Below are 18,937 nucleotides of genomic sequence, written 5' to 3'. Positions count from 1 at the left end.
TTCTTGCTGGCAAAAATATCCCGGGGGGAGTCCGCGTAAGCGGACGGGGGGCAGCGCCCCCCAACCCGGTATAGCCCTAGCGCCGACGGTCGCGGCGCGCGCTCATCGGCTGGAAGGCCACGCCCACATGCGCCTCGCAATAGGGCTTGCCCGGAATGCTGCCGAGGCCGCAGAACCAGAAGTCATCGGTCGCGGGGTCGCCGATCGGCCATTTGCAGGTGCGCTCGGTCAGTTCCATCAGCGTCAGCCGGCGGGCGCGCTTCTCGACCTCGCGGACGGAAGCCAGCGCCTCGGGGCTGATCTCGCCGGCAGAGGGCTGCGGCGGCAGCGGCTGGCCGGCGGGCACGATCTGCTTGCGGGCGGGGCTGACCGAAACGGGCGCGGCAGGCTGCACCGGGGTCGGCGCGGCGGCCGGGGCAGGGCGCGGCGGCTCGGCGCGCGCAGCGGCGGGGGCAGCTGCGACTGGCTCGTCCTCGACCTGCGGGGCGGCGCGCGGGGCAACCGCCTCGGGCCGCGGCGCGGCGGCAGGCTCGGGGCGCGCGGGCGCGGCCGGTTTCGGCTCGGGCGTCGCCGGGCCGCCGACGCGGTTCGACAGGCCCAGCCGGTGCACCTTGCCGATCACCGCATTGCGGGTGACCCCGCCAAGCTCCTTGGCGATCTGGCTGGCACTCTGGCCTTCGGCCCACATCTTCTTGAGCGTCTCGACGCGCTCGTCGGTCCAGGACATGGATGACCCTTCGGCTTGCCGGACACCCCGAGCTTGGGGCGGCCTTGCGAATTTCTGATGCTCCCGATCTAGTCAGGACGCCCGGTGATACAAGCTTGGGGGCGGAAGTTCAAGCCGCGTCGGGCACAGTCAGAGGGCAGCGCCCGTCCGCCGGGTGGGCGAGCTACCTTGGTTCTAGGCGCTTTATGGTGCGGCTTACCTCCCCCGTCGTTCTGCGCGGAACGGTTGGGAGCGCCCGCCCGGGGGGGCGGACGGGCGCTGCCCGGCGGCGCTAAAGCGCCTTGTTCCGGGCAAAAGAGGTGCATGCCATCCGGAAGACCCTCACACCCCGAGGCACCAGCGCAGCACCGCCTTTTGCGCGTGCAGGCGGTTTTCGGCCTCGTCGAACACCACCGAGTGCGGCCCGTCCATCACCGCGCTTGTCACCTCGTCATCGCGGTGGGCGGGCAGGCAATGCATGAACAGCGCATCGGGTTTGGCCAGCGCCATCAGCGCCTCGTTCACCTGATAGCCGCGCAACTGGTTGTGCCGCCGCTCGCGCGCCGATTGCGGGTCATGCATGCTGACCCAGGTATCGGCCACCACCAGGTCGGCACCCGCGACCGCCTGCGCCGGATCGCGCACCACCTGCACGTCGGATCCCTTCGACCGGGCGAAGTCCAGCCATTCCCGCTCCGGGTCCAGCGGCTCCGGCCCGGTGAAGGTGAAGTCGAAGCCGAACTGCCCCGCGGCATGCAGGAAGCTGGCGCAGACGTTGTTGCCGTCGCCGGACCAGACCACCTTCTTGCCGGCGATCGGGCCGCGATGCTCTTCATAGGTCATCACATCGGCCATGATCTGGCACGGATGGGTGCGGTTGGTCAGCCCGTTGATGACCGGCACCGTGGCATGCTCGGCCATCTCCTGCAGCGTCGCCTCTTCGAAGGTGCGGATCATGATCAGGTCGACATAGCGGCTGAGCACGCGGGCGGTGTCGGCAATGGTCTCGCCATGCCCCAGCTGCATCTCCTTGCCCGACAGCACCATGGTCTGCCCGCCCAACTGGCGCACGCCGACATCGAAGGACACCCGGGTCCGGGTGGAGGGCTTTTCGAAGATCAGCGCCACCATCTGCCCGGCCAGCGGCTGGTCGTCATCGGGCGTGCCGCGCGGGCGGCCATTGCGGGCGGCCTTCATCGCATGGGCAGAATCGATCATCTGCCGCAGGTCGGGGGCAGCGGTGGTGTGGATATCGAGGAAATGTTTCATCGCATCTGTCTTTCTTGCGGGGGTGCGGGGGCCCTTCGCCCTCTGCCGGCCACGGCCGGCGTCACCCCCGAATGTGGGATGTCAGGCAAGCCGGGTGGCGGCACGGTCCAGCCGCGCCACCGCCTCGGTGATCTCGCCCTCGGTGATGTTGAGCGGCGGCAGCAGGCGCAGCACATTGTCGGCCGCAGGCACGGTCAGCACATGTTCTGCATAGCCGGCCTTGACCATCTCGGCCGGGGCGACCTTGCATTTCAAACCCAGCATCAGCCCCTGGCCGCGCACGCCCTCGAGCACATCCGGATGCGCCGCGACCAGCCCTTCGAGCCGCTGGCGCAGCAGCGCCGCCTTGCGGTTCACCTCGGCCAGGAACGCCGGGTCGGCCACGATCTCCATCACCTTTGCGCCGACGGCGCAGGCCAGCGGGTTGCCGCCATAGGTGGAGCCGTGGGTGCCCGCGACTATGCCCGAAGCGGCGTTCTCCGTCGCCAGCACGGCGCCAAGCGGGAAGCCGCCGCCGATGCCCTTGGCGACCATCATGATATCGGGGGTGATCCCGGCCCATTCATGCGCGAACAGCCGCCCGGTCCGGCCCATGCCGCATTGCACCTCGTCGAGGATGAGGAGGGTGCCGGTCTCATCGCACAGCGTGCGCAGCGCCTTCAGGTCGGCGTCGGGCAGCGGGCGGATGCCGCCCTCGCCCTGCACCGGCTCGATCAGGATCGCGGCGGTGTCCGGGCCGATGGCGGCCTTCACCGCCTCCATGTCGCCCCAGGGCAGATGCACGAAGCCCGGCATCAGCGGGCCAAAGCCCTTGACCATCTTCTCGGCCCCCGAGGCGGCGATGGCGCCGGTGGAGCGGCCGTGGAAGCTGCCCTCGAAGGTGAGGATCTGGGTCCGGTTCGGCGCGCCCTTCTCATACCAGTATTTGCGCGCCATCTTGATCGCCAGCTCTGCCGCCTCGGTGCCGGAATTGGTGAAGAACACCGTGTCGGCGAAGGTGTGTTCCACCAGCATGTCGGCCAGCCGCTGCTGCTCGGGGATCTGGTAGAGGTTGGAGACATGCCACAGCTTGCCGGCCTGCGCGGTCAGCGCGGCGACCAGATCCGGATTGGCATGGCCAAGCACATTGACCGCGATCCCGGCGCCGAGGTCGAGATATCGGCTGCCATCCGCCTCGGTCAGCCAGGCACCCTCGCCGCTGGTGAAGGACAGCGGGGCGCGGTTGTAGGTCGGCAGGACGGACGCGATCATGGGTCAGCTCCATAAGGGAAGGCCAATGGGTGCCTCAGGCACCGGGCCAAGTCAACGAGGGACGATTGGGTGGGGTGTGGCCTGCGGCCACGGCAGATCGAAACGTCAGGCGCGGGTGGCGCGACGTCGGGACTGAGCAAGCGTGGCTGCGGTCTGGGCGATCATGGGCAGATGACTAGCGCATGGCGGGGCGTTGGGAAAGAGATTTTTGCGGGGGTGCTGGTGGAGAGGCCGGGGGTTTTCCACCCCCGGACCCCCGGAGGATATTTGGAAAAGGCAAAGGCAGGGGCGGCGGTTGCCTTGGGGGGCGAAAAGCCGGATAGGGGGAAGGGTTTTCAAGCGAGGCTTTGATGCTTTCCTATCAGCACATCTATCATGCCGGGAATCTGGCCGACCTGCACAAGCACGCGCTGCTGGCCTTCGTGCTGGACTACATGACCGCCAAGGACAAGCCGCTGAGCTATCTGGAAAGCCATGCCGGGCGCGGGGTCTATGCGCTGGACGGGGCCGAGGCGGCCAAGACCGGCGAGGCGGCGCAGGGCATTGGGCGGGCGCTGCGCGAGGGCTGGTTTCCCAAGGGCCACCCCTATCTGCGGCTGCTGGGGGAGGTGCGCGAGCAGTTCGGGCCGGACGCCTATCCCGGCTCGCCCTTGCTGGCGGCGCTGGCGCTGCGGCCGGGGGATGCCATGCATCTGGCCGAGCTGCATCCGCAGGAACATGCGGCATTGCTGGAGGTGATGGAGCCCTGGACCGGCAATTGCCACCGCGAGGACGGGATGGCGATGGTGCTGGCCCGCACCCCGCCCGAGCCGCGGCGGGGGATGTTGCTGGTGGACCCGAGCTTCGAGGTGAAGACCGATTACGAGACGATGCCGCGGTTCCTGGCCCAGGTGAACCGCAAGTGGAACGTGGGCGTGCTGATGCTGTGGTATCCGCTGCTGGCCTCGGCCCTGCACCGCCCGATGCTGGCGGCGCTGCAGGGAGCGTTCCCGGACGGGCTGCGCCACGAGGTCGCCTTCAAGCCCGCCCGGCCGGGGCATGGCATGGTCGGCAGCGGCGTCTTCGTGGTCAACCCGCCCTGGGGGATGGCCGAGGAGGCAGCGCGGCTGACGAAGGTGCTGGCCCCGGCGCGCTGAAGGCCCGCGCGCTGAACCTCAGTCCTTGGCGCGTTCCTGGTAGCTGTTGTCCTCGGTGTTGATCACCACCCGCGTGCCGGCGCTGATATGCGGCGGCACCATGACGCGCAGACCGCTGGTGGTCATCGCCGGCTTGTAGGAGGATTGCGCGGTCTGGCCCTTCATCACCGGTTCGGTCTCGGCGATCTCGACCGTCAGCTTCTGCGGCACTTCCAGCGCGATGGCGATGCCCTGATAGGTTTTCAGCGACACCCGCAGCCCTTCGGTCAGGTACACCTTCTGGTCGCCGACGACATCGGGGCTGACCGCCACCTGATCGTAGGAGACCGGCTCCATGAAGTGGAAGCCCTCGCTATCCTCATAGAGGAAATCATAGTCCCGCTCATCGACATGCGCCCGTTCCACCTGTTCCGTCGTGCGCCAGCGTTCCGAGACCTTCACCCCGTCGGAAATGCGGCGCATGTCGACCTGGGTGACGGGCGTGCCCTTGCCGGGGTGGAAATTCTGCGCGGTCAGAACCACGTAGAGCCGGTCTTCCAGCTCGACGACATTGCCCTTGCGCAGGGTCGAGGCGATGACTTTCACGTCGGGACTTCCTTGTTCCTGGTTGCGCCGCGTCGTAGAAGGCGCGCGTTTGCCGGTGCAGCTAGCGCATTTCGCGCCAAATCTCCAGCCGAAAGCCGATAGCCATGTCAACACCCGCCTCGCCCTGGTGGACGCCCCATGTCCATGCCGATCGCCGCCCGCTGCTGCTGGCGCGGGGGCGCATCCAGGGGGCGCTGCGTGGCTGGCTGGCGGGGGAGGGGTTCCTTGAGGTCGATCCCGCAGCGCTGCAGGTCAGCCCGGGGAACGAGGCGCATCTGCACGGGTTTGCGACGCAGATGATCGGCAATGACGGGCTGGCGCGGCCGATGTATCTGCACACCTCGCCCGAATTTGCCATGAAGAAACTGCTGGCGGCGGGGGAGGAGCGCATCGCCGCCTTCGCCCATGTCTGGCGCAACCGCGAGCGCGGCGTGCTGCACAGCCCGGAATTCACCATGCTGGAATGGTACCGGGTGGGCGAGCCTTACGCGGTGCTGATGGACGATTGCGCGGCTATGCTGCGGCTGGCGGCGGAGGCGGCGGGTTCGCGCGAGTTGCGGTTTCGGGACCGGGCTTGCGATCCGTTTGCGGAACCCGAACGGCTGGGGGTGGTGGAAGCGTTCGCCCGGTTTGCGGGCATCGACCTGATGGCGACGATGGCGGCGGATGGCAGCACCGATGCGGCGGCGCTGGCGGCGCAGATGGCGGCGGCGGGGCTGCGCTCGGCGGCGGATGACACCTGGTCCGACATGCTGTCGCGGGTGCTGGTGGAGAAGGTGGAGCCCAAACTGGGGCTTGGCCGGATGACCTTCCTCGACCGCTATCCCGCGGCCGAGGCGGCGCTGGCGCGGCCCTTGCCGGGGGACGCACGGCTGGCGGAGCGGTTCGAGCTTTACGCCTGCGGGGTGGAGCTGGCGAACGGCTTTGGCGAGCTCACCAACCCTGCGGAACAGCGCCGCCGCTTCGGGCTGGAGATGGACGAGAAGCACCGGGTCTATGGCGAGCGCTATCCGCTGGACGAGGAGTTTCTGGAGGCGCTGGCGCTGATGCCGGCGGCGAGCGGCATTGCGCTTGGGTTCGACCGGCTGGTGATGCTGGCAACGGGGGCGCCGCGGATCGACGATGTGATCTGGACGCCGGTGGCGGGGTGATCTCTGACCAGCTGAGGCAGAGGTTTCCGCTTGGAGCGCTTGCAGACAACTGGCCGCTCGGTTCAGGCGGAAAAAGGCGAGGCACTGCCTCGCCCCGCCCGTGCGTGACGAATGCACCCAGAGCCACCGGCAGCACGAAACCGATTGAGGCCAGCGCCCGACCTGGCGGGCGAGAAGCGCCCGCCAGGGGCGGGGCGGGCGCTGGCCGGGCCTTTGAGGCCCGTCCGGTGCAGGTGGGTATGTCCGCGCGTGGCGAAGGCGATGGCCTTCGCCAAGGAAAGCGGTGCGGGGAGGAGGGCGGCTGAGCTGGGCGCCAAGCGGCAAGGAAAATATCCGCCATGCCCTCCCCCCCCACCCCCTCTTGCCCTTTCCCCTTCCCCGGCCTAATCCAACCCCATGAAACTCCTCTTCCTAGGCGATGTCATGGGCCGCGCGGGGCGCGCGGCCATCACCGAGCGGCTCCCGGCCCTGCGTGCCGAGTGGGGGCTCGATTTCGTCGTGGTCAATGGCGAGAATGCCAGCAGCGGCGTCGGCCTGACCGGCGATCATGCCAAGGCGATCCTCGCTGCGGGGGCCGATTGCATCACACTGGGTGACCATTCCTTCGACCAGAAGGACATGATGCAGTTCATCGAGCAGGAGCCGCGGGTGCTGCGCCCGCTGAACTATGCCCGCGAGGCGCCGGGCAAGGGCGCGCGGCTGTTCAACGCGACCCAGGGGCGCAAGGTCTTTGTCGCGCAGGTGCTGGGGCAGGTGTTCATGAAGCGACCCTTCGACGACCCGTTCTCGGCCATCGACGCCGCCCTGCGCTCTCACCCCCTCGGCGGGCTGGCGCAGGCGAGCATCGTCGATATCCATGCCGAGGCGACCAGCGAGAAGATGGCGATGGGCCATTGGTGCGATGGCCGCGCCAGCCTGATCGTCGGCACCCATACCCATGTGCCCACCGGCGATGCGCAGCTTCTGGCTGCTGGCAGCGCCTACATGACCGATGCCGGAATGTGCGGCGATTACAACTCTGTCATCGGCATGGACAAGGCCGAGCCGATGCGCCGCTTCATCACCCAGATGCCGCGCGAGCGCTTTACCCCCGCAGCGGGCGAGGCCACCTTGTCGGGCGTCTATGTGGTGACGGATGACCGCACCGGCCTTGCCAAGCGCGTGACGCCGATCCGCGTCGGCGGGCGGCTGCAGGACGCCCGACCCTAAGCAAACCCTTGAGCGCCGCCAAAGCCGCATTTCCGCGCGGCTTTCCGGCCCGGCGCCGCTTTGCGGGGCGGCGCGGCAACGGCGCCCGCCCTTGCCGGCATGTCAGCCCTGCTGCCGCTTGTGCGGATGCAGCGCAAGCCGCATAAGGTGGGAGAAATTTCCCCTCAGGTGCCCCCGAATGTTCGACCTCGCCCTGTCCCCGCCGATCCCGGCCATTCTGGCGCTGGCCATCGTGTCAGGCATGTTCGTGCTGTTCGTGACCGAGATCTTCCCGACAGAGGTGGTCGCCATCGCCGGCGCGGCGCTGATGCTGGTCACCGGGCTGCTGCCCTACAATGACGCGGTGGCGGTGCTGTCCAACACCGCGCCCTGGACCATCGCCTTCATGTTCCTGATCATGGGCGGCCTCGTGCGCACCGGCGCGCTCGATGGGCTGACGCGGGTGGTCGAACGGCAGGCGGGCAGCCGGCCCAAGCTGACCATCGTGCTGCTGTTCGGCTTCGTCGTCGTCGCGTCCGGGTTCATGAACAACACCCCCGTGGTGGCGGTGATGATCCCCGTGGTCATCCAGATCGCGCGCAAGCTGTCGATCTCGCCGTCCAAGCTGTTGATGCCGCTGAGCTATTTTACCATCATGGGCGGGATGCTGACCCTGATCGGCACCTCGACCAACCTGCTGGTGGACGGGGTGGCGCGCGACCGCGGGCTCGCGCATTTCTCGATCTTCGAAATCGCGCCGCTGGGGATCGCCGTGGCCCTGTCGGGTGCGGTGTTCATGGCGCTGTTCGCGGACAAGCTGCTGCCCGACCGGGTGTCGATGAGCGATCTGCTCGCCGGGCGGCGGGCGATGAAATACTTCACCGAGGTCGCGGTGCCCGAAGACAGCGACGTGATCGGCACGCCGGTGCTCGACGTGCCGCTGTTCAAGCGCGAGGGGATCCGGGTCATCGACGTGCTGCGCGGCGATGCCAGCTTGCGGCGCGACATGGCCAGCGCGGTGCTGGCGGCGGGCGACCGGGTGGTGCTGCGCACCGAGATGGCCGACCTTCTGGACCTGCAGCAAAGCAAGACCCTGCGGCTGGTCGACAAGCTGAGCTCGGTGCAGACCGAAACGGTCGAGGTGCTGATCTCGCCCGGCTGCCGGATGATCGGCCGCACGCTGGGGGAATTGCGCCTGCGCCGCCGCTACGGCGTCTATGTGCTGGCCGCGCATCGTCGCAACCAGAATATCGGCCGCCAGCTCGATGATCTCGAGGTGCGGGTCGGCGACACGCTGCTGCTGGAAGGCGCCGCCGAAGACATCCAGCGCCTTGCAATGGACATGGAGCTGGTGGATGTCAGCCGCCCCACCGCCAAGCCCTTCCGCCGCCGCAACGCACCCATTGCCGTCGGCGCGCTGGTCGCCGTGGTGGTGCTGGCGGGGCTGGAGGTGGCGCCGATCCTGGCGCTGGCCGCGGTGGCCGTGGCCGTGATCCTCATCACCCAATGCATCGACGCGGATGAGGCCTTCTCCTTTATCGACGGCCGGTTGCTGGCGCTGATCTTCGCCATGCTGGCGGTGGGCGCGGCGCTGGATCATTCCGGCGCGGTCACGCTGATCGTCGATGCGGTTGCGCCCTGGCTGATGGGGCTCTCGCCGTTCCTGACCATCCTGTGCGTCTATTTCCTGGGGCAGGCGCTGACCGAACTGCTGTCGAACAACGCCGTCGCCGTGATCCTGACCCCGATCGCCATCGAGCTGGCGGCGACGCTGGGGATGGACCCGCGGCCCTTCGTGGTGGCGGTGATGTTCTCGGCCTCTGTGGCTTTTGCCACGCCGATCGGGTATCAGACGAATACGATGGTCTATGGCCCGGGCGGGTATCGCTTCACCGATTACATGCGCCTCGGCCTGCCGCTGAACATCGTGACAGGGCTCGTCGCCTGCGCGCTGATCCCGCTCCTGTGGCCGCTGTGAAAAGGATGACACCCATGCGCCGCATTTCCAGACCCCTCCGCGCCGCTGCGCTGGCCTTGCTGCCGGCGCTGGTGCTTGGCACCGCCCTCAGCGCCGCCCCCTGGCCGGTGCGCGCCGACCGCATCGGGCTGACCTCGCAAAAGCTCACCGTCTGGTTCGCCGACGGCGCGGTCTGCCGGGCAGCAATGCAGGTCGAGGGCGGGCAGGGCATGTTTACCGACTGCCCGCACCCCGCCCGCTTTGACGTGCGCATCCAGCGCCAGAGCTTCCTCGCGCCGGTGTTTGGCGATCTGGTCGCGCCGCTGGCCACGGTCACGGTGATCTCGGCCGACGGCCGGACGCAGGAGTTCCTGACGCCGGAGTCGCGGATGCCGGGATGGAAGCGGGACTAGCCACTGCGTAGGATGCTCCATAAGTGAGCAGATCATTCAAGATTGGTTTAACCACAGAAAAACATAGATTTTGCAGGAGTTTGTTTTGAAACGCACGCTGGCACTTTCGATGTCATTTCTGTTTGGCTTGGCCACACAGTCAATGTCCCAGAGCAGTCTGACACCACTCCCCGATCTTACCGTCGATAACATCGGCGATCAGTTACAAAGATGTTCGGCGCTCTATGCCGCTTCTCGGTCTGTGATCGCAGCGTCGCTTGTATCAACAGATGAACCGTTGGAAATGTCACGACTACAAGACCTGCGCACACGCGCTGAAGACAATTCAGACGGCCTCCTGAAGGCTGCGGTGATATTTCTGACTGTCCAAGAAGGAAAATCAGACGCTGAAGCGGTCAACTTAGCCGTAGATAACCGAGATGGTTTCTCTGCTTTATACCTACGAAATCTGGCTGAATCAGGGGACGACCTGTCCACTATTGTGCGCAATGATCTGTGGGCTAATGATGTGGCATCCTGCGGTGCTTTAATCTCAAACATTGGGCCTATCATTGAGGGGATTTCGAAAAAATAACCGATGAGCTACTTAAGGACCATTTCGTTCGGGCGGGGAAAGGCGAGGCACTGCCTCGCCCCGCCCGCTGCGGGACATGTCACCCGGAGCCGCTTGCAACACGAAACCGAATGAGGACAGCGCCCGACCTGGCGGGCGAGAAGCGCCCGCCGAGGGCGGGGCGGGCGCTGGCCGGGCCCTTGAGGCCCGTCCGGTGCAAACTGCGATGTCACCGCATGGCGAAGGCGATGGCCTTCGCCATGGGGAGCGGGCTGACAGTCGTCCGCTTAACCGCCGTCCACGCCCCCCTCTCGCCCCTCCCTTGCGGCCCCCCCGCCCGCTGGCCTATAGAGGCGCGTGTTTCCAGACAGTGACGGGAGAGGTCATGGCAGGCCATTCAAAATGGGCGAACATCCAGCACCGCAAGGGGCGGCAGGACAAGCTGCGCTCCAAGCTGTTCTCGAAGCTGGCCAAAGAGATCACCGTGGCCGCCAAGATGGGCGACCCCGATCCCGACAAGAACCCGCGCCTGCGGCTGGCGGTGAAGGCGGCCAAGGCCGTCTCCTGCCCCAAGGACGTGATCGACCGGGCCATCAAGAAGTCGATGGGCGGCGATGCCGAGGACTATTCGGAAATCCGCTATGAAGGCTACGGGGTCAACGGCATTGCGATCATCGTCGAGGCGATGACCGACAACCTGAACCGCACGGCCTCGAACGTGCGCAGCTATTTCACCAAATGCGGCGGCAACCTTGGCCAGACCGGATCGGTCTCGCACAGCTTCGACCGGGTGGGCGAGATCACCTATCCCGCGACGACCGGCGACGCCGACACGGTGATGATGGCGGCGCTGGAGGCGGGCGCCGATGACGTGGAAAGCGACGATGACGGCCACTGGATCTATTGCCAGGTCGAGGCGCTGTCGGACGTGTCGGACAAACTTGAGGCGATCCTGGGCGAGTCCTCGGAATCCAAGCTGGTCTGGAAGCCGCAGACCCGCACCGAGGTCGATCTCGAAACCGCGCAGAAGCTGATGCGGCTGATCGACATGCTCGAAGAGGATGACGATGTGCAGGCGGTGACGCATAACTTCGACATCCCCGAGGACGTCGCGGCGCAGCTCTGATCTTTGGCCGGGGAGGGGGGCGCTGCCCCCCGTCGCCTGCGGCGACTCCCCGGGGATATTTGGGCCAGCAAGAGATTGCGGGCCTATTTTTCTTCGATATCCCCCTGCGGATCGGCGGTCGCAGGCAGCGCGGCCCGAACCTGTGCCCATGCGGCGTTCCCTGGATAAAGCGCCGATTGCAGCCAGGCGGTCGTCACCGCCTGTACCGCGGCCAGCCGCGCGGGGCTTTCATCGGTGGTCTCGCGCGCCTCGTAGTTCGGGATGCCGCCCAGCGAGTGCTCGCCGCCGAAAACCGTGAACAGCGCCTTCGGGGCGGGGGCGAGGTCATAGGCCTCGCGCCACCAGTCGGGGCCCCGCACCGTCATCGCGCCGTTGTCGGCATCGCCTGCCACGATCAGCACCGGCGGGGTCATCGCCCCGAAGTCGGGGTTCATGAACGGGAAGGTCTCGGCCGCAAAGGGGCTGAGATTGGCGCCGCCGCTGCCGGGCACCGCCATCAGCACCCCGGCCTTCACGCGCGGATCGACGAGGGACACGGGCGTTCCATCCGCCGGGTCGGGATGGGTGGCGCCCAGCAACATGCTGGCGGTCTGCGCGCCCCAGGAATGGCCCGCGACGGCGATGCGGCCATGGTCGAGCCGGCCGCGGAGTGCCGGAACAGTGTCCTCGATGGCCACCAGTGCGTCCAGGATCTGCACCAGATCCTGCTCCCGATACCGCCAGATCTCGGGGCGGCGCGGATCGTCCGATGCCAGCGCCAGCAGGCGCGAGTCGAGATGCGTCGGCTGGATCACCGCAAAGCCCTGCGCCGCCCAATGGTTCACCAGCGGCCCATAGGCATGCAGCGACTGGCCATGGCCATGCGAGAACAGGATCACCGGCAGGTCGCTGCCGGTGGCGGGCGCCGAGATGCGCAGCGCGATGTCGGTGCCGCGCCGGGGGGCGGGCAGCAGGATCGGCGCGACAGAGAGGACGGCGCGCGCGGGCAACTGTGCCCCGGGGGTGGGGTGTGTCATCGGAATGTCCTGCAAAAAGGGTGGCGGTCCGGGGGCGGACCGGCTAGACGGATGAAGCGGATCTTTGTTCCGCTTGATGGATATAAGCGGATCATTGTTCCGCTTGCAAGGGGCTGCACGATGGAGGCGGAGAAAAATCCGGCCGGGCAGGGCGCCGGCGAGGACCGCCCGATGCGCGCCGATGCCCGCCGCAACGAGGATGCGCTGCTGGCCGCGGCCAAGGCCGTCTTCGCCGCGCAGGGCGTCGATGCGCCAGTGCGCGACATCGCGGCCGCGGCCGGGGTCGGGGTCGCCACGCTCTACCGGCGCTTTCCCGGCCGGGCCGATCTGGTGGCGGCGGTGTTCCGGCATGAGGTGGATACCTGCGCCGAGGCGGCAGGGGCTCTCGCCGCCGAGCATCCACCGCTGGAGGCGCTGCGGCGCTGGCTGACGCTCTACACCGGGTTCATCGCCACCAAGGCCGGCCTCTCCAAGGCGCTGCATTCCCGCGACCCGGCCTTCGCGCCGCTGCCGGCCTATTTCGAGAGCCGGCTGGCCCCGGCTTTGGCGGGGCTTCTGAGGTCCGCTGCCGAAGCGGGCGACATTCGCGGCGATGTCGAGGCGTTCGACCTGCTGCGCGCGCTTGGAAACCTGTCGGTGCCGCCGCGGCATGAGGGCGACGGGCATACCGGCCGGATGCTGGGCCTGCTGATCGACGGGCTGCGCTTCGGGGCCGGCGCGTAGGGGGGCGCTGCCCCCCGCCGCCTGCGGCGTCTCCCCCCGGGATATTTTTGCAAAGAAGATGGGGGCAGGCGAGGCGCGTGCGGCAGATCGTATGTATGATATACATACGGGTTCAGTATGGGGTCCGCATCGCCGGAGTTGACCGCCGGGGGCGCCCGTGGTCCCCTGCGGCATGGATATCTGCCGCCCCTATCGCCAGATGGCCCGCAATGCCCTGCTGGCCAATCGCCGCCTGCACGCGGCCATTGCCCGCTGCCTGCTGCCGAGTGGCAGGCGCCGCGGGTGTCGTTCTTCCCTTCCTTGCGCGAAACGCTGGCGCATGTGCTGCTGGTCGATGAGTTCTATCTGATGGCAATGGAGGGCGGCGTCTGGACCGATGCCCTGGAGGCGGGGGTGGACGCCTGCGCCACTCCGGATGACTGGCTGGCGGCGCAGGAAAAGCTGGATCTGCGGCTGCTGGACCGGGCCGAGGTGCTGGTGCCTCAGGATCTGGCAACCATCGTGCAGATCCACCGGCCGGGGCGGGTGCAGCTGGAAACCCTAGGCGATACGCTGCTGCATCTGTTCTTGCACGACCAGCACCATCGCGGGCAGGTTCATGCCATGCTGGCCGGAACCGCGGTGCCGCCGCCGCAGCTTGACGAGTTCATCATGGCCGACGATGCGGCGGCGCGGGCCCAAGATCTTGCGTCGCTCGGCCGCGATGAGCGTTGGATCCTGCGGTAGCGCTCAGAACCCCAGCGAGGTGGCGCTGTCCTTCAGCAGCCGGGCAGAGGCGGCGAGGCCCTCGCTTTCCTCGGCCGTCAACTCGGGATGCAGATCCGCCAGCACCCCCGCCGCGCCCACGACGCGGGGCAGGGACAGCGCCACATCCCGCACCCCCAGCACCTCGGGTGTCAGCATCGACACGGTCAGCACGTCGCGCTGATCGGCGGCAATGGCGCGCACGATCCGGGCGAGCCCGGCGCCGATGCCATACCAGGTGGCGCCCTTGCCGGCGATGATCCGGTAGGCGGCGCGGCGCACCCCCTCATCAATCGCGGCGCGGGCGGCTTCGGTCAGCGGCCGGCCCATCTGATCGGCGAAAGCACCGATCGGCACCGATCCGGCGCGGGCGGTGGACCAGGCCAGAACTTCGCTGTCGCCATGCTCCCCCAGCACCAGTGCATGCACCGATTGCGGCGCGATGCCCAGATGCCGGGCCAGAAGCGAGCGGAAGCGCGCGGTATCGAGGATGGTCCCCGACCCGATCACCCGCCCCGGCGGCAGGCCCGACATCCGCGTCGCCGCCTGTGTCATCACATCGACGGGGTTGGAGGCGATGAGCAGGATTGCGTCCGGCGCAGCGCTTCGCACCGCGGCCACCACCTCGGCGAAGACCTCGGCATTGCGGCCCAGAAGTTCCAGCCGCGTCTCTCCCGGTTGCTGCGCCACCCCGGCAGCGAGGATCACCACGCCGGCCCCGGCCAGCGCCGGATAGTCCCCGGCCTCCACCACGCAGGCCGAGGCGAAGGGCACCGCATGGGCAATATCCTCGGCCTGCGCCTGCGCCAGCGCGGCGTTGCGATCCACCAGCACCACATGGCTGGCATGTCCCGTCAGCGCCAGCGCATAGCCCGCCGCCGATCCGACCATGCCCGCGCCGACGATTCCCACCTTCATCGCTGCCTCCTGCCTGCTGCAACCGCAGCCTGACAGATGCGGGGCCGCAGCGATACGCCCCCTTTCACGCTGCCGCGATGTTGCCATGCCCGTGCCATCTTCCGCTGGCGTGGCGGGCCGATTTTCGCTAGACTCGGTGGCAGACCCGGCAAACGGGCGACCCTGAGGCAGTGAAAGCGGTAAATCCATGACGGAAATGGTCTTCGGCACCATGCCGGCGCGAGTGGGCGAACCCGTCCTTCCGCGCTGGTGGCGCACAATCGACAAATGGTCCCTGTCCTCGGTCCTGTTGCTGTTCGGCATCGGGCTGCTGCTGGGGCTTGCCGCCTCGCCGCCGCTGGCCGAGAAGAACGGGCTGCATCCGTTCTACTATGTGGAGCGGCAGGCGCTGTTCGGCTTCATCGCGCTGCTGGTGATGCTGGCGGTCTCGATGATGTCGCCCTCGCAGGTGCGGCGGATCGGGGTGCTGGGGTTCCTCGTGTCTTTCGTGGCGCTGATGGGGCTGCCGTTCTTCGGCACCGATTTCGGCAAGGGCGCGGTGCGCTGGTTCAGCCTGGGCTTCGGCTCGGTGCAGCCGTCGGAGTTCCTCAAGCCCGGTTTCGTGGTGCTGGCGGCCTGGCTGATGGCCGCGGCGCAAGAGGTGAACGGGCCTCCGGGGCGGATCTACAGCTTCGTCATCGCGCTGGTCGTGGTCATGTTCCTCGCGCTGCAGCCCGATTTCGGGCAGGCCTGCCTCGTGCTGTTTTCCTGGGGCGTGGTCTATTTCATCGGCGGCGCGCCGTTCTTCCTGCTGATGGTGATCGTCGGGCTGGCCGTGGTCGGCGGCCTTGGCGCCTATAATGCGTCCGAGCACTTTGCCCGGCGGATCGACGGGTTCCTGTCGGCCGAGATCGACCCGCGCACCCAGCTTGGCTATGCGACGAACGCCATTCAGGAGGGCGGCTTCTTCGGCGTCGGCGTGGGCGAGGGCCAGGTGAAATGGTCGCTGCCCGATGCCCATACCGACTTCATCATCGCCGTCGCGGCCGAGGAGTACGGGCTGATCCTGGTGCTGGCGATCATCGCGCTCTACTCGCTGGTGGTGGTGCGCAGCTTCTTCCGGCTGATGCGCGAGCGCGATCCCTTCACCCGGCTGGCCGGGGCGGGGCTTGCCGCCGCCTTTGGCGTGCAGGCGATGATCAATATGGGCGTTGCCGTGCGGCTGTTGCCGGCCAAGGGCATGACGCTGCCCTTCGTCAGCTATGGCGGCTCGTCCGTCATCGCCTCGGGCATTGCCGTGGGGATGCTGCTGGCGCTGACAAGGTCGCGCCCGCAGGGGCAGATCGGTGATCTTCTGATCAAGCGGGGCCGGTGACATGGCCCGCGCCGCCACGACACCGCCCCTGCTGCTGATCGCGGCCGGGGGCACCGGCGGGCATATGTTCCCCGCGCAGGCCCTGGCCGAGGCGATGCTGGCGCGCGGCTGGCGGGTGACGCTGTCCACCGATGACCGCGGCGCGCGCTATGCGGGCGGCTTTCCGGGGGCGGTGCAGATCCAGCAGGTCGCCTCGGCCACCTTCGCGCGGGGCGGGGTGCTGGCCAAGGTCGGCACGCCCCTGAAGATCGGGGCTGGGGTCTTGGCGGCGGTGCGCGAGATGCGGCGCGACCGGCCGGCGGTGGTGGTGGGCTTTGGCGGCTACCCGTCGATCCCGGCGCTGGCGGCGGCGGTGCTGCTACGCTTGCCGCGGATGATCCATGAACAGAACGGGGTATTGGGCAAGGTCAACCGCATCTTCGCCACCCGTGTCGATGCCTTTGCCTGCGGCACCTGGCCGACCGACCTGCCCGAGGGCGTCGCCGGCACCCCCACCGGCAATCCGGTGCGCGCGGCGGTGCTGGAGCGCGCCGGCGCGCCCTACATTCCACCCGGGGATTATCCGCTCAGCGTGCTGGCCATCGGCGGCAGCCAGGGCGCGCGGATCCTGTCCGACATGGTGCCCGCGGCGCTGGCCTCGCTCCCCGATCCTCTGCGCAGCCGCCTGCGCGTCTCGCATCAGGCCCGGGCCGAGGATATGGCGCGGGTCACCGCCGCCTATGCCGAGGCCGGCATCGACGCCGACGTGCAGCCCTTCTTCACCGACATCCCCCGCCGCCTGTCCGAGGCGCAGCTGGTGATCTCGCGCTCCGGCGCCTCTTCCGTCGCCGACATCTCGGTGGTCGGGCGCCCGTCGATCCTGATCCCCTTCGCCGCGGCGGCGGGCGATCATCAGACCGCCAATGCCCGCGGGCTGGTCGAGGCCGGGGCGGCCATTCTGGTGCCCGAGTCCCGCGCGACCCCGGCTTCCCTTGCGGAACAGGTGGCACTGGTGCTGGACAATCCCGCCGCAGCGCAGCAAATGGCGCGGGCCGCGATGTCCTGCGGCATTCCCGACGCGGCAGAGCGGCTGGCCGCGCTGGTCGAGACCGTCGCCACGACCACGAACAAGAAAGCCCAGACATGAATGCTGCCACCAAACTTCCCGGAGAACTCGGGCCGATCCACTTTGTCGGGATCGGCGGTATCGGCATGTCGGGCATTGCCGAAGTGCTGATGACTCTGGGCTACCGGGTGCAGGGATCGGACCTGAAGGCCAGCAAGATCACCGAACGTTTGGTGGGCCTTGGCGCCACCTTCTTCGAGGGCCAGCGGCGCGAGAATGTGGCCGATGCCGCGGTGGTGGTCGTCTCCTCCGCGATCCGCCCCGACAACCCCGAACTGGTCGAGGCGCGGCTGCGCAAGCTGCCGGTGGTGCGCCGGGCCGAGATGCTGGCGGAGCTGATGCGCCTGCGGTCCAACATCGCCATCGCCGGCACCCATGGCAAGACCACGACCACGACGATGGTCGCCGCGCTGCTGGACAAGGGCGGGATGGACCCGACCGTGATCAACGGCGGCGTCATCCATGCCTATGGATCGAACGCGCGGGCCGGGGCTGGCGAGTGGATGGTGGTCGAGGCGGATGAGAGCGACGGCAGTTTCAACCGCCTGCCCGCCACCATCGCCATCGTCACCAATATCGACCCCGAGCATATGGAGCATTGGGGCAGCTTCGATGCGCTGCGCAAAGGCTTCTACGATTTCGTCACCAACATTCCCTTCTACGGCCTGGCCGTCTGCTGCACCGACCATGCCGAGGTTCAGGCACTGGTGGGCCGCGTCGCCGACCGCCGCATCGTGACCTTCGGCTTCAACGCGCAGGCCGACGTACGCGCGGTGAACCTGCGCTATGAGGCGGGGGTGGCGCATTTCGACATTGCGCTGCAGAACGAGGATCAGGTGATCGAGGGCTGCAGCCTGCCGATGCCGGGGGATCACAACGTGTCGAACGCGCTGGCGGCGGTGGCCGTGGCCCGGCATCTGGGGATCAAGAAGGACGAGATCCGCACGGCGCTGGCCAGCTTCGGCGGCGTCAACCGGCGCTTCACCAAGGTCGGCGAGGTTCTGGGCGGCGTCACCATCATCGACGATTACGGCCACCACCCGGTGGAGATTGCCGCGGTGCTGAAGGCGGCGCGGCAGGCCGTCGGCTCCAACCCCGGCGCGCGGGTGATCGCGGTGCATCAGCCGCATCGCTACACCCGCCTGCATGCGCTGTTCGAGGATTTCTGCACCTGTTTCAACGATGCCGATGTGGTCGCCATCGCCGAGGTCTATGCCGCGGGCGAAGAGCCGATCCCCGGCGCCAGCCGCGATGACCTTGTGGCCGGCCTGATCGCCCACGGCCATCGCCACGCCCGCGCCATCCTGTCCGAGGAGGATCTGGAACGGCTGGTGCGCGAACAGGCGCGGCCGGGCGATATCGTGGTCTGCCTTGGCGCCGGCACCATCTCGGCCTGGGCCAATGCGCTGCCGGCGCGGCTTGCGGGGGCGGCCTGATGGCGATTGCGACCTGCCTTGCGCTGGTGCTGATCTGGATGCTGGCCGCGAATGTGCCGCTGCTGGTCGCGGATCGCCGCCGCCGCGCGGCCGGGTATGCGCTGGTGCTGCTGGGGGTGCCGATCCTGGGCTATGTCACCTGGCAGGTGGGTCCGGTCTGGGGGCTGATCCTGCTGGGGCTCGGCGCGGCGATGCTGCGCTGGCCGCCGCTGACGCTGGGACGGGCGCTGTTGCATCCGGGGCAGGGGCGGGGCAACAAGGGCCTGTCCGACCCTGCCGAGTGAGCCCGCCCCTTTCTGGATCAGC

At 68.1% G+C, this 18,937-nt stretch carries 19 protein-coding genes; 13 read left to right on the top strand and 6 right to left on the bottom strand.

Annotation, left to right across the window (positions count from 1 at the left end; translation table 11 throughout):
- Positions 1–76 precede the first annotated feature (76 nt).
- The 3 genes from GVY41_RS08215 to GVY41_RS08205 form a co-directional block, all read right to left on the bottom strand.
- Complete coding sequence (locus tag GVY41_RS08215; RefSeq protein ID WP_161345105.1) at positions 77–727, bottom strand: GcrA family cell cycle regulator; 651 nt, start codon at positions 725–727, stop codon at positions 77–79.
- Between the two features lie 321 nt (positions 728–1,048).
- Entirely contained in the window at positions 1,049–1,975 is a 927-nt protein-coding gene (gene argF / locus GVY41_RS08210) for an ornithine carbamoyltransferase (RefSeq protein ID WP_161345107.1), read from the bottom strand.
- A gap of 81 nt (positions 1,976–2,056) precedes the next feature.
- On the bottom strand, positions 2,057–3,226 hold the full coding sequence (locus GVY41_RS08205; RefSeq protein ID WP_161345109.1) for an aspartate aminotransferase family protein: 1,170 nt from the start codon (positions 3,224–3,226) through the stop codon (positions 2,057–2,059).
- A 350-nt stretch (positions 3,227–3,576) separates the two neighbouring features.
- Between GVY41_RS08205 and rlmJ the strand changes: the two genes are divergently transcribed.
- On the top strand, positions 3,577–4,362 hold the full coding sequence (gene rlmJ / locus GVY41_RS08200; protein ID WP_161345111.1) for a 23S rRNA (adenine(2030)-N(6))-methyltransferase RlmJ: 786 nt from the start codon (positions 3,577–3,579) through the stop codon (positions 4,360–4,362).
- Positions 4,363–4,380: 18 nt separating this feature from the next.
- Here rlmJ and efp read toward each other — a convergent pair whose 3' ends face one another.
- On the bottom strand, positions 4,381–4,947 hold the full coding sequence (efp, locus tag GVY41_RS08195) for an elongation factor P (RefSeq protein ID WP_161345113.1): 567 nt from the start codon (positions 4,945–4,947) through the stop codon (positions 4,381–4,383).
- 104 nt (positions 4,948–5,051) lie between these two features.
- Here efp and epmA point away from each other — a divergent pair, with 104 nt between their 5' ends.
- The 6 genes from epmA to GVY41_RS08165 all read left to right on the top strand — a co-directional run bounded on the left by epmA (position 5,052) and on the right by GVY41_RS08165 (position 11,335).
- Positions 5,052–6,098 carry an EF-P lysine aminoacylase EpmA gene (epmA, locus tag GVY41_RS08190; RefSeq protein ID WP_161345115.1) on the top strand — a complete coding sequence of 349 codons (1,047 nt, stop codon included), beginning with the start codon at positions 5,052–5,054 and terminating at the stop codon, positions 6,096–6,098.
- 396 nt (positions 6,099–6,494) lie between these two features.
- Positions 6,495–7,307, top strand: a complete 813-nt coding sequence (locus tag GVY41_RS08185) for a TIGR00282 family metallophosphoesterase (protein ID WP_161345117.1) — start codon at positions 6,495–6,497, stop codon at positions 7,305–7,307.
- Positions 7,308–7,485: 178 nt separating this feature from the next.
- Entirely contained in the window at positions 7,486–9,264 is a 1,779-nt protein-coding gene (locus tag GVY41_RS08180) for an SLC13 family permease (protein WP_161345119.1), read from the top strand.
- A gap of 14 nt (positions 9,265–9,278) precedes the next feature.
- Entirely contained in the window at positions 9,279–9,656 is a 378-nt protein-coding gene (locus tag GVY41_RS08175; RefSeq protein WP_161345121.1) for a hypothetical protein, read from the top strand.
- An 85-nt stretch (positions 9,657–9,741) separates the two neighbouring features.
- Entirely contained in the window at positions 9,742–10,230 is a 489-nt protein-coding gene (locus GVY41_RS08170) for a hypothetical protein (protein ID WP_161345123.1), read from the top strand.
- Positions 10,231–10,594: 364 nt separating this feature from the next.
- Positions 10,595–11,335: a YebC/PmpR family DNA-binding transcriptional regulator gene (locus GVY41_RS08165; RefSeq protein WP_161345125.1), complete on the top strand. Its 741-nt coding sequence runs from the start codon at positions 10,595–10,597 to the stop codon at positions 11,333–11,335.
- An 83-nt stretch (positions 11,336–11,418) separates the two neighbouring features.
- Here the strand turns inward: GVY41_RS08165 and GVY41_RS08160 are convergent, their stop codons facing one another.
- Complete coding sequence (locus tag GVY41_RS08160) at positions 11,419–12,351, bottom strand: alpha/beta hydrolase family protein (protein ID WP_161345127.1); 933 nt, start codon at positions 12,349–12,351, stop codon at positions 11,419–11,421.
- Positions 12,352–12,471: 120 nt separating this feature from the next.
- Here GVY41_RS08160 and GVY41_RS08155 point away from each other — a divergent pair, with 120 nt between their 5' ends.
- Together GVY41_RS08155 and GVY41_RS08150 are read left to right on the top strand one after the other, a co-directional pair.
- A complete protein-coding gene (locus GVY41_RS08155; protein ID WP_161345129.1) occupies positions 12,472–13,074 on the top strand; it encodes a TetR/AcrR family transcriptional regulator in 603 nt (200 codons plus the stop codon).
- A 117-nt stretch (positions 13,075–13,191) separates the two neighbouring features.
- The gene (locus tag GVY41_RS08150) at positions 13,192–13,800 is read left to right on the top strand and encodes a DinB family protein (RefSeq protein WP_237422075.1); all 609 of its coding nucleotides are present in this window, start codon (positions 13,192–13,194) and stop codon (positions 13,798–13,800) included.
- 3 nt (positions 13,801–13,803) lie between these two features.
- Here the strand turns inward: GVY41_RS08150 and GVY41_RS08145 are convergent, their stop codons facing one another.
- Positions 13,804–14,736: an L-lactate dehydrogenase gene (locus GVY41_RS08145; protein WP_229725994.1), complete on the bottom strand. Its 933-nt coding sequence runs from the start codon at positions 14,734–14,736 to the stop codon at positions 13,804–13,806.
- A gap of 187 nt (positions 14,737–14,923) precedes the next feature.
- Between GVY41_RS08145 and GVY41_RS08140 the strand changes: the two genes are divergently transcribed.
- The 4 genes from GVY41_RS08140 to GVY41_RS08125 are packed head-to-tail and all read left to right on the top strand — an operon-like array spanning position 14,924 to position 18,915.
- Positions 14,924–16,090 carry a peptidoglycan glycosyltransferase FtsW gene (locus GVY41_RS08140; protein ID WP_161345133.1) on the top strand — a complete coding sequence of 389 codons (1,167 nt, stop codon included), beginning with the start codon at positions 14,924–14,926 and terminating at the stop codon, positions 16,088–16,090.
- 1 nt (position 16,091) lies between these two features.
- On the top strand, positions 16,092–17,216 hold the full coding sequence (locus GVY41_RS08135) for a UDP-N-acetylglucosamine--N-acetylmuramyl-(pentapeptide) pyrophosphoryl-undecaprenol N-acetylglucosamine transferase (protein ID WP_161345135.1): 1,125 nt from the start codon (positions 16,092–16,094) through the stop codon (positions 17,214–17,216).
- A complete protein-coding gene (gene murC / locus GVY41_RS08130; protein WP_161345137.1) occupies positions 17,213–18,631 on the top strand; it encodes a UDP-N-acetylmuramate--L-alanine ligase in 1,419 nt (472 codons plus the stop codon). Before GVY41_RS08135 ends, murC begins: the two co-directional genes overlap by 4 nt.
- A complete protein-coding gene (locus GVY41_RS08125) occupies positions 18,631–18,915 on the top strand; it encodes a DUF2484 family protein (RefSeq protein WP_161345139.1) in 285 nt (94 codons plus the stop codon). The genes murC and GVY41_RS08125 overlap by 1 nt, the downstream gene beginning before the upstream one ends.
- Positions 18,916–18,937 lie beyond the last annotated feature (22 nt).

Source organism: Frigidibacter albus, assembly GCF_009908165.1.
Classification (GTDB): Bacteria; Pseudomonadota; Alphaproteobacteria; order Rhodobacterales; family Rhodobacteraceae; genus Frigidibacter; species Frigidibacter albus.
The sequence above is the reverse complement of the archived record's forward strand: the minus strand, read 5'-3'. Positions and strand labels throughout refer to the sequence as shown.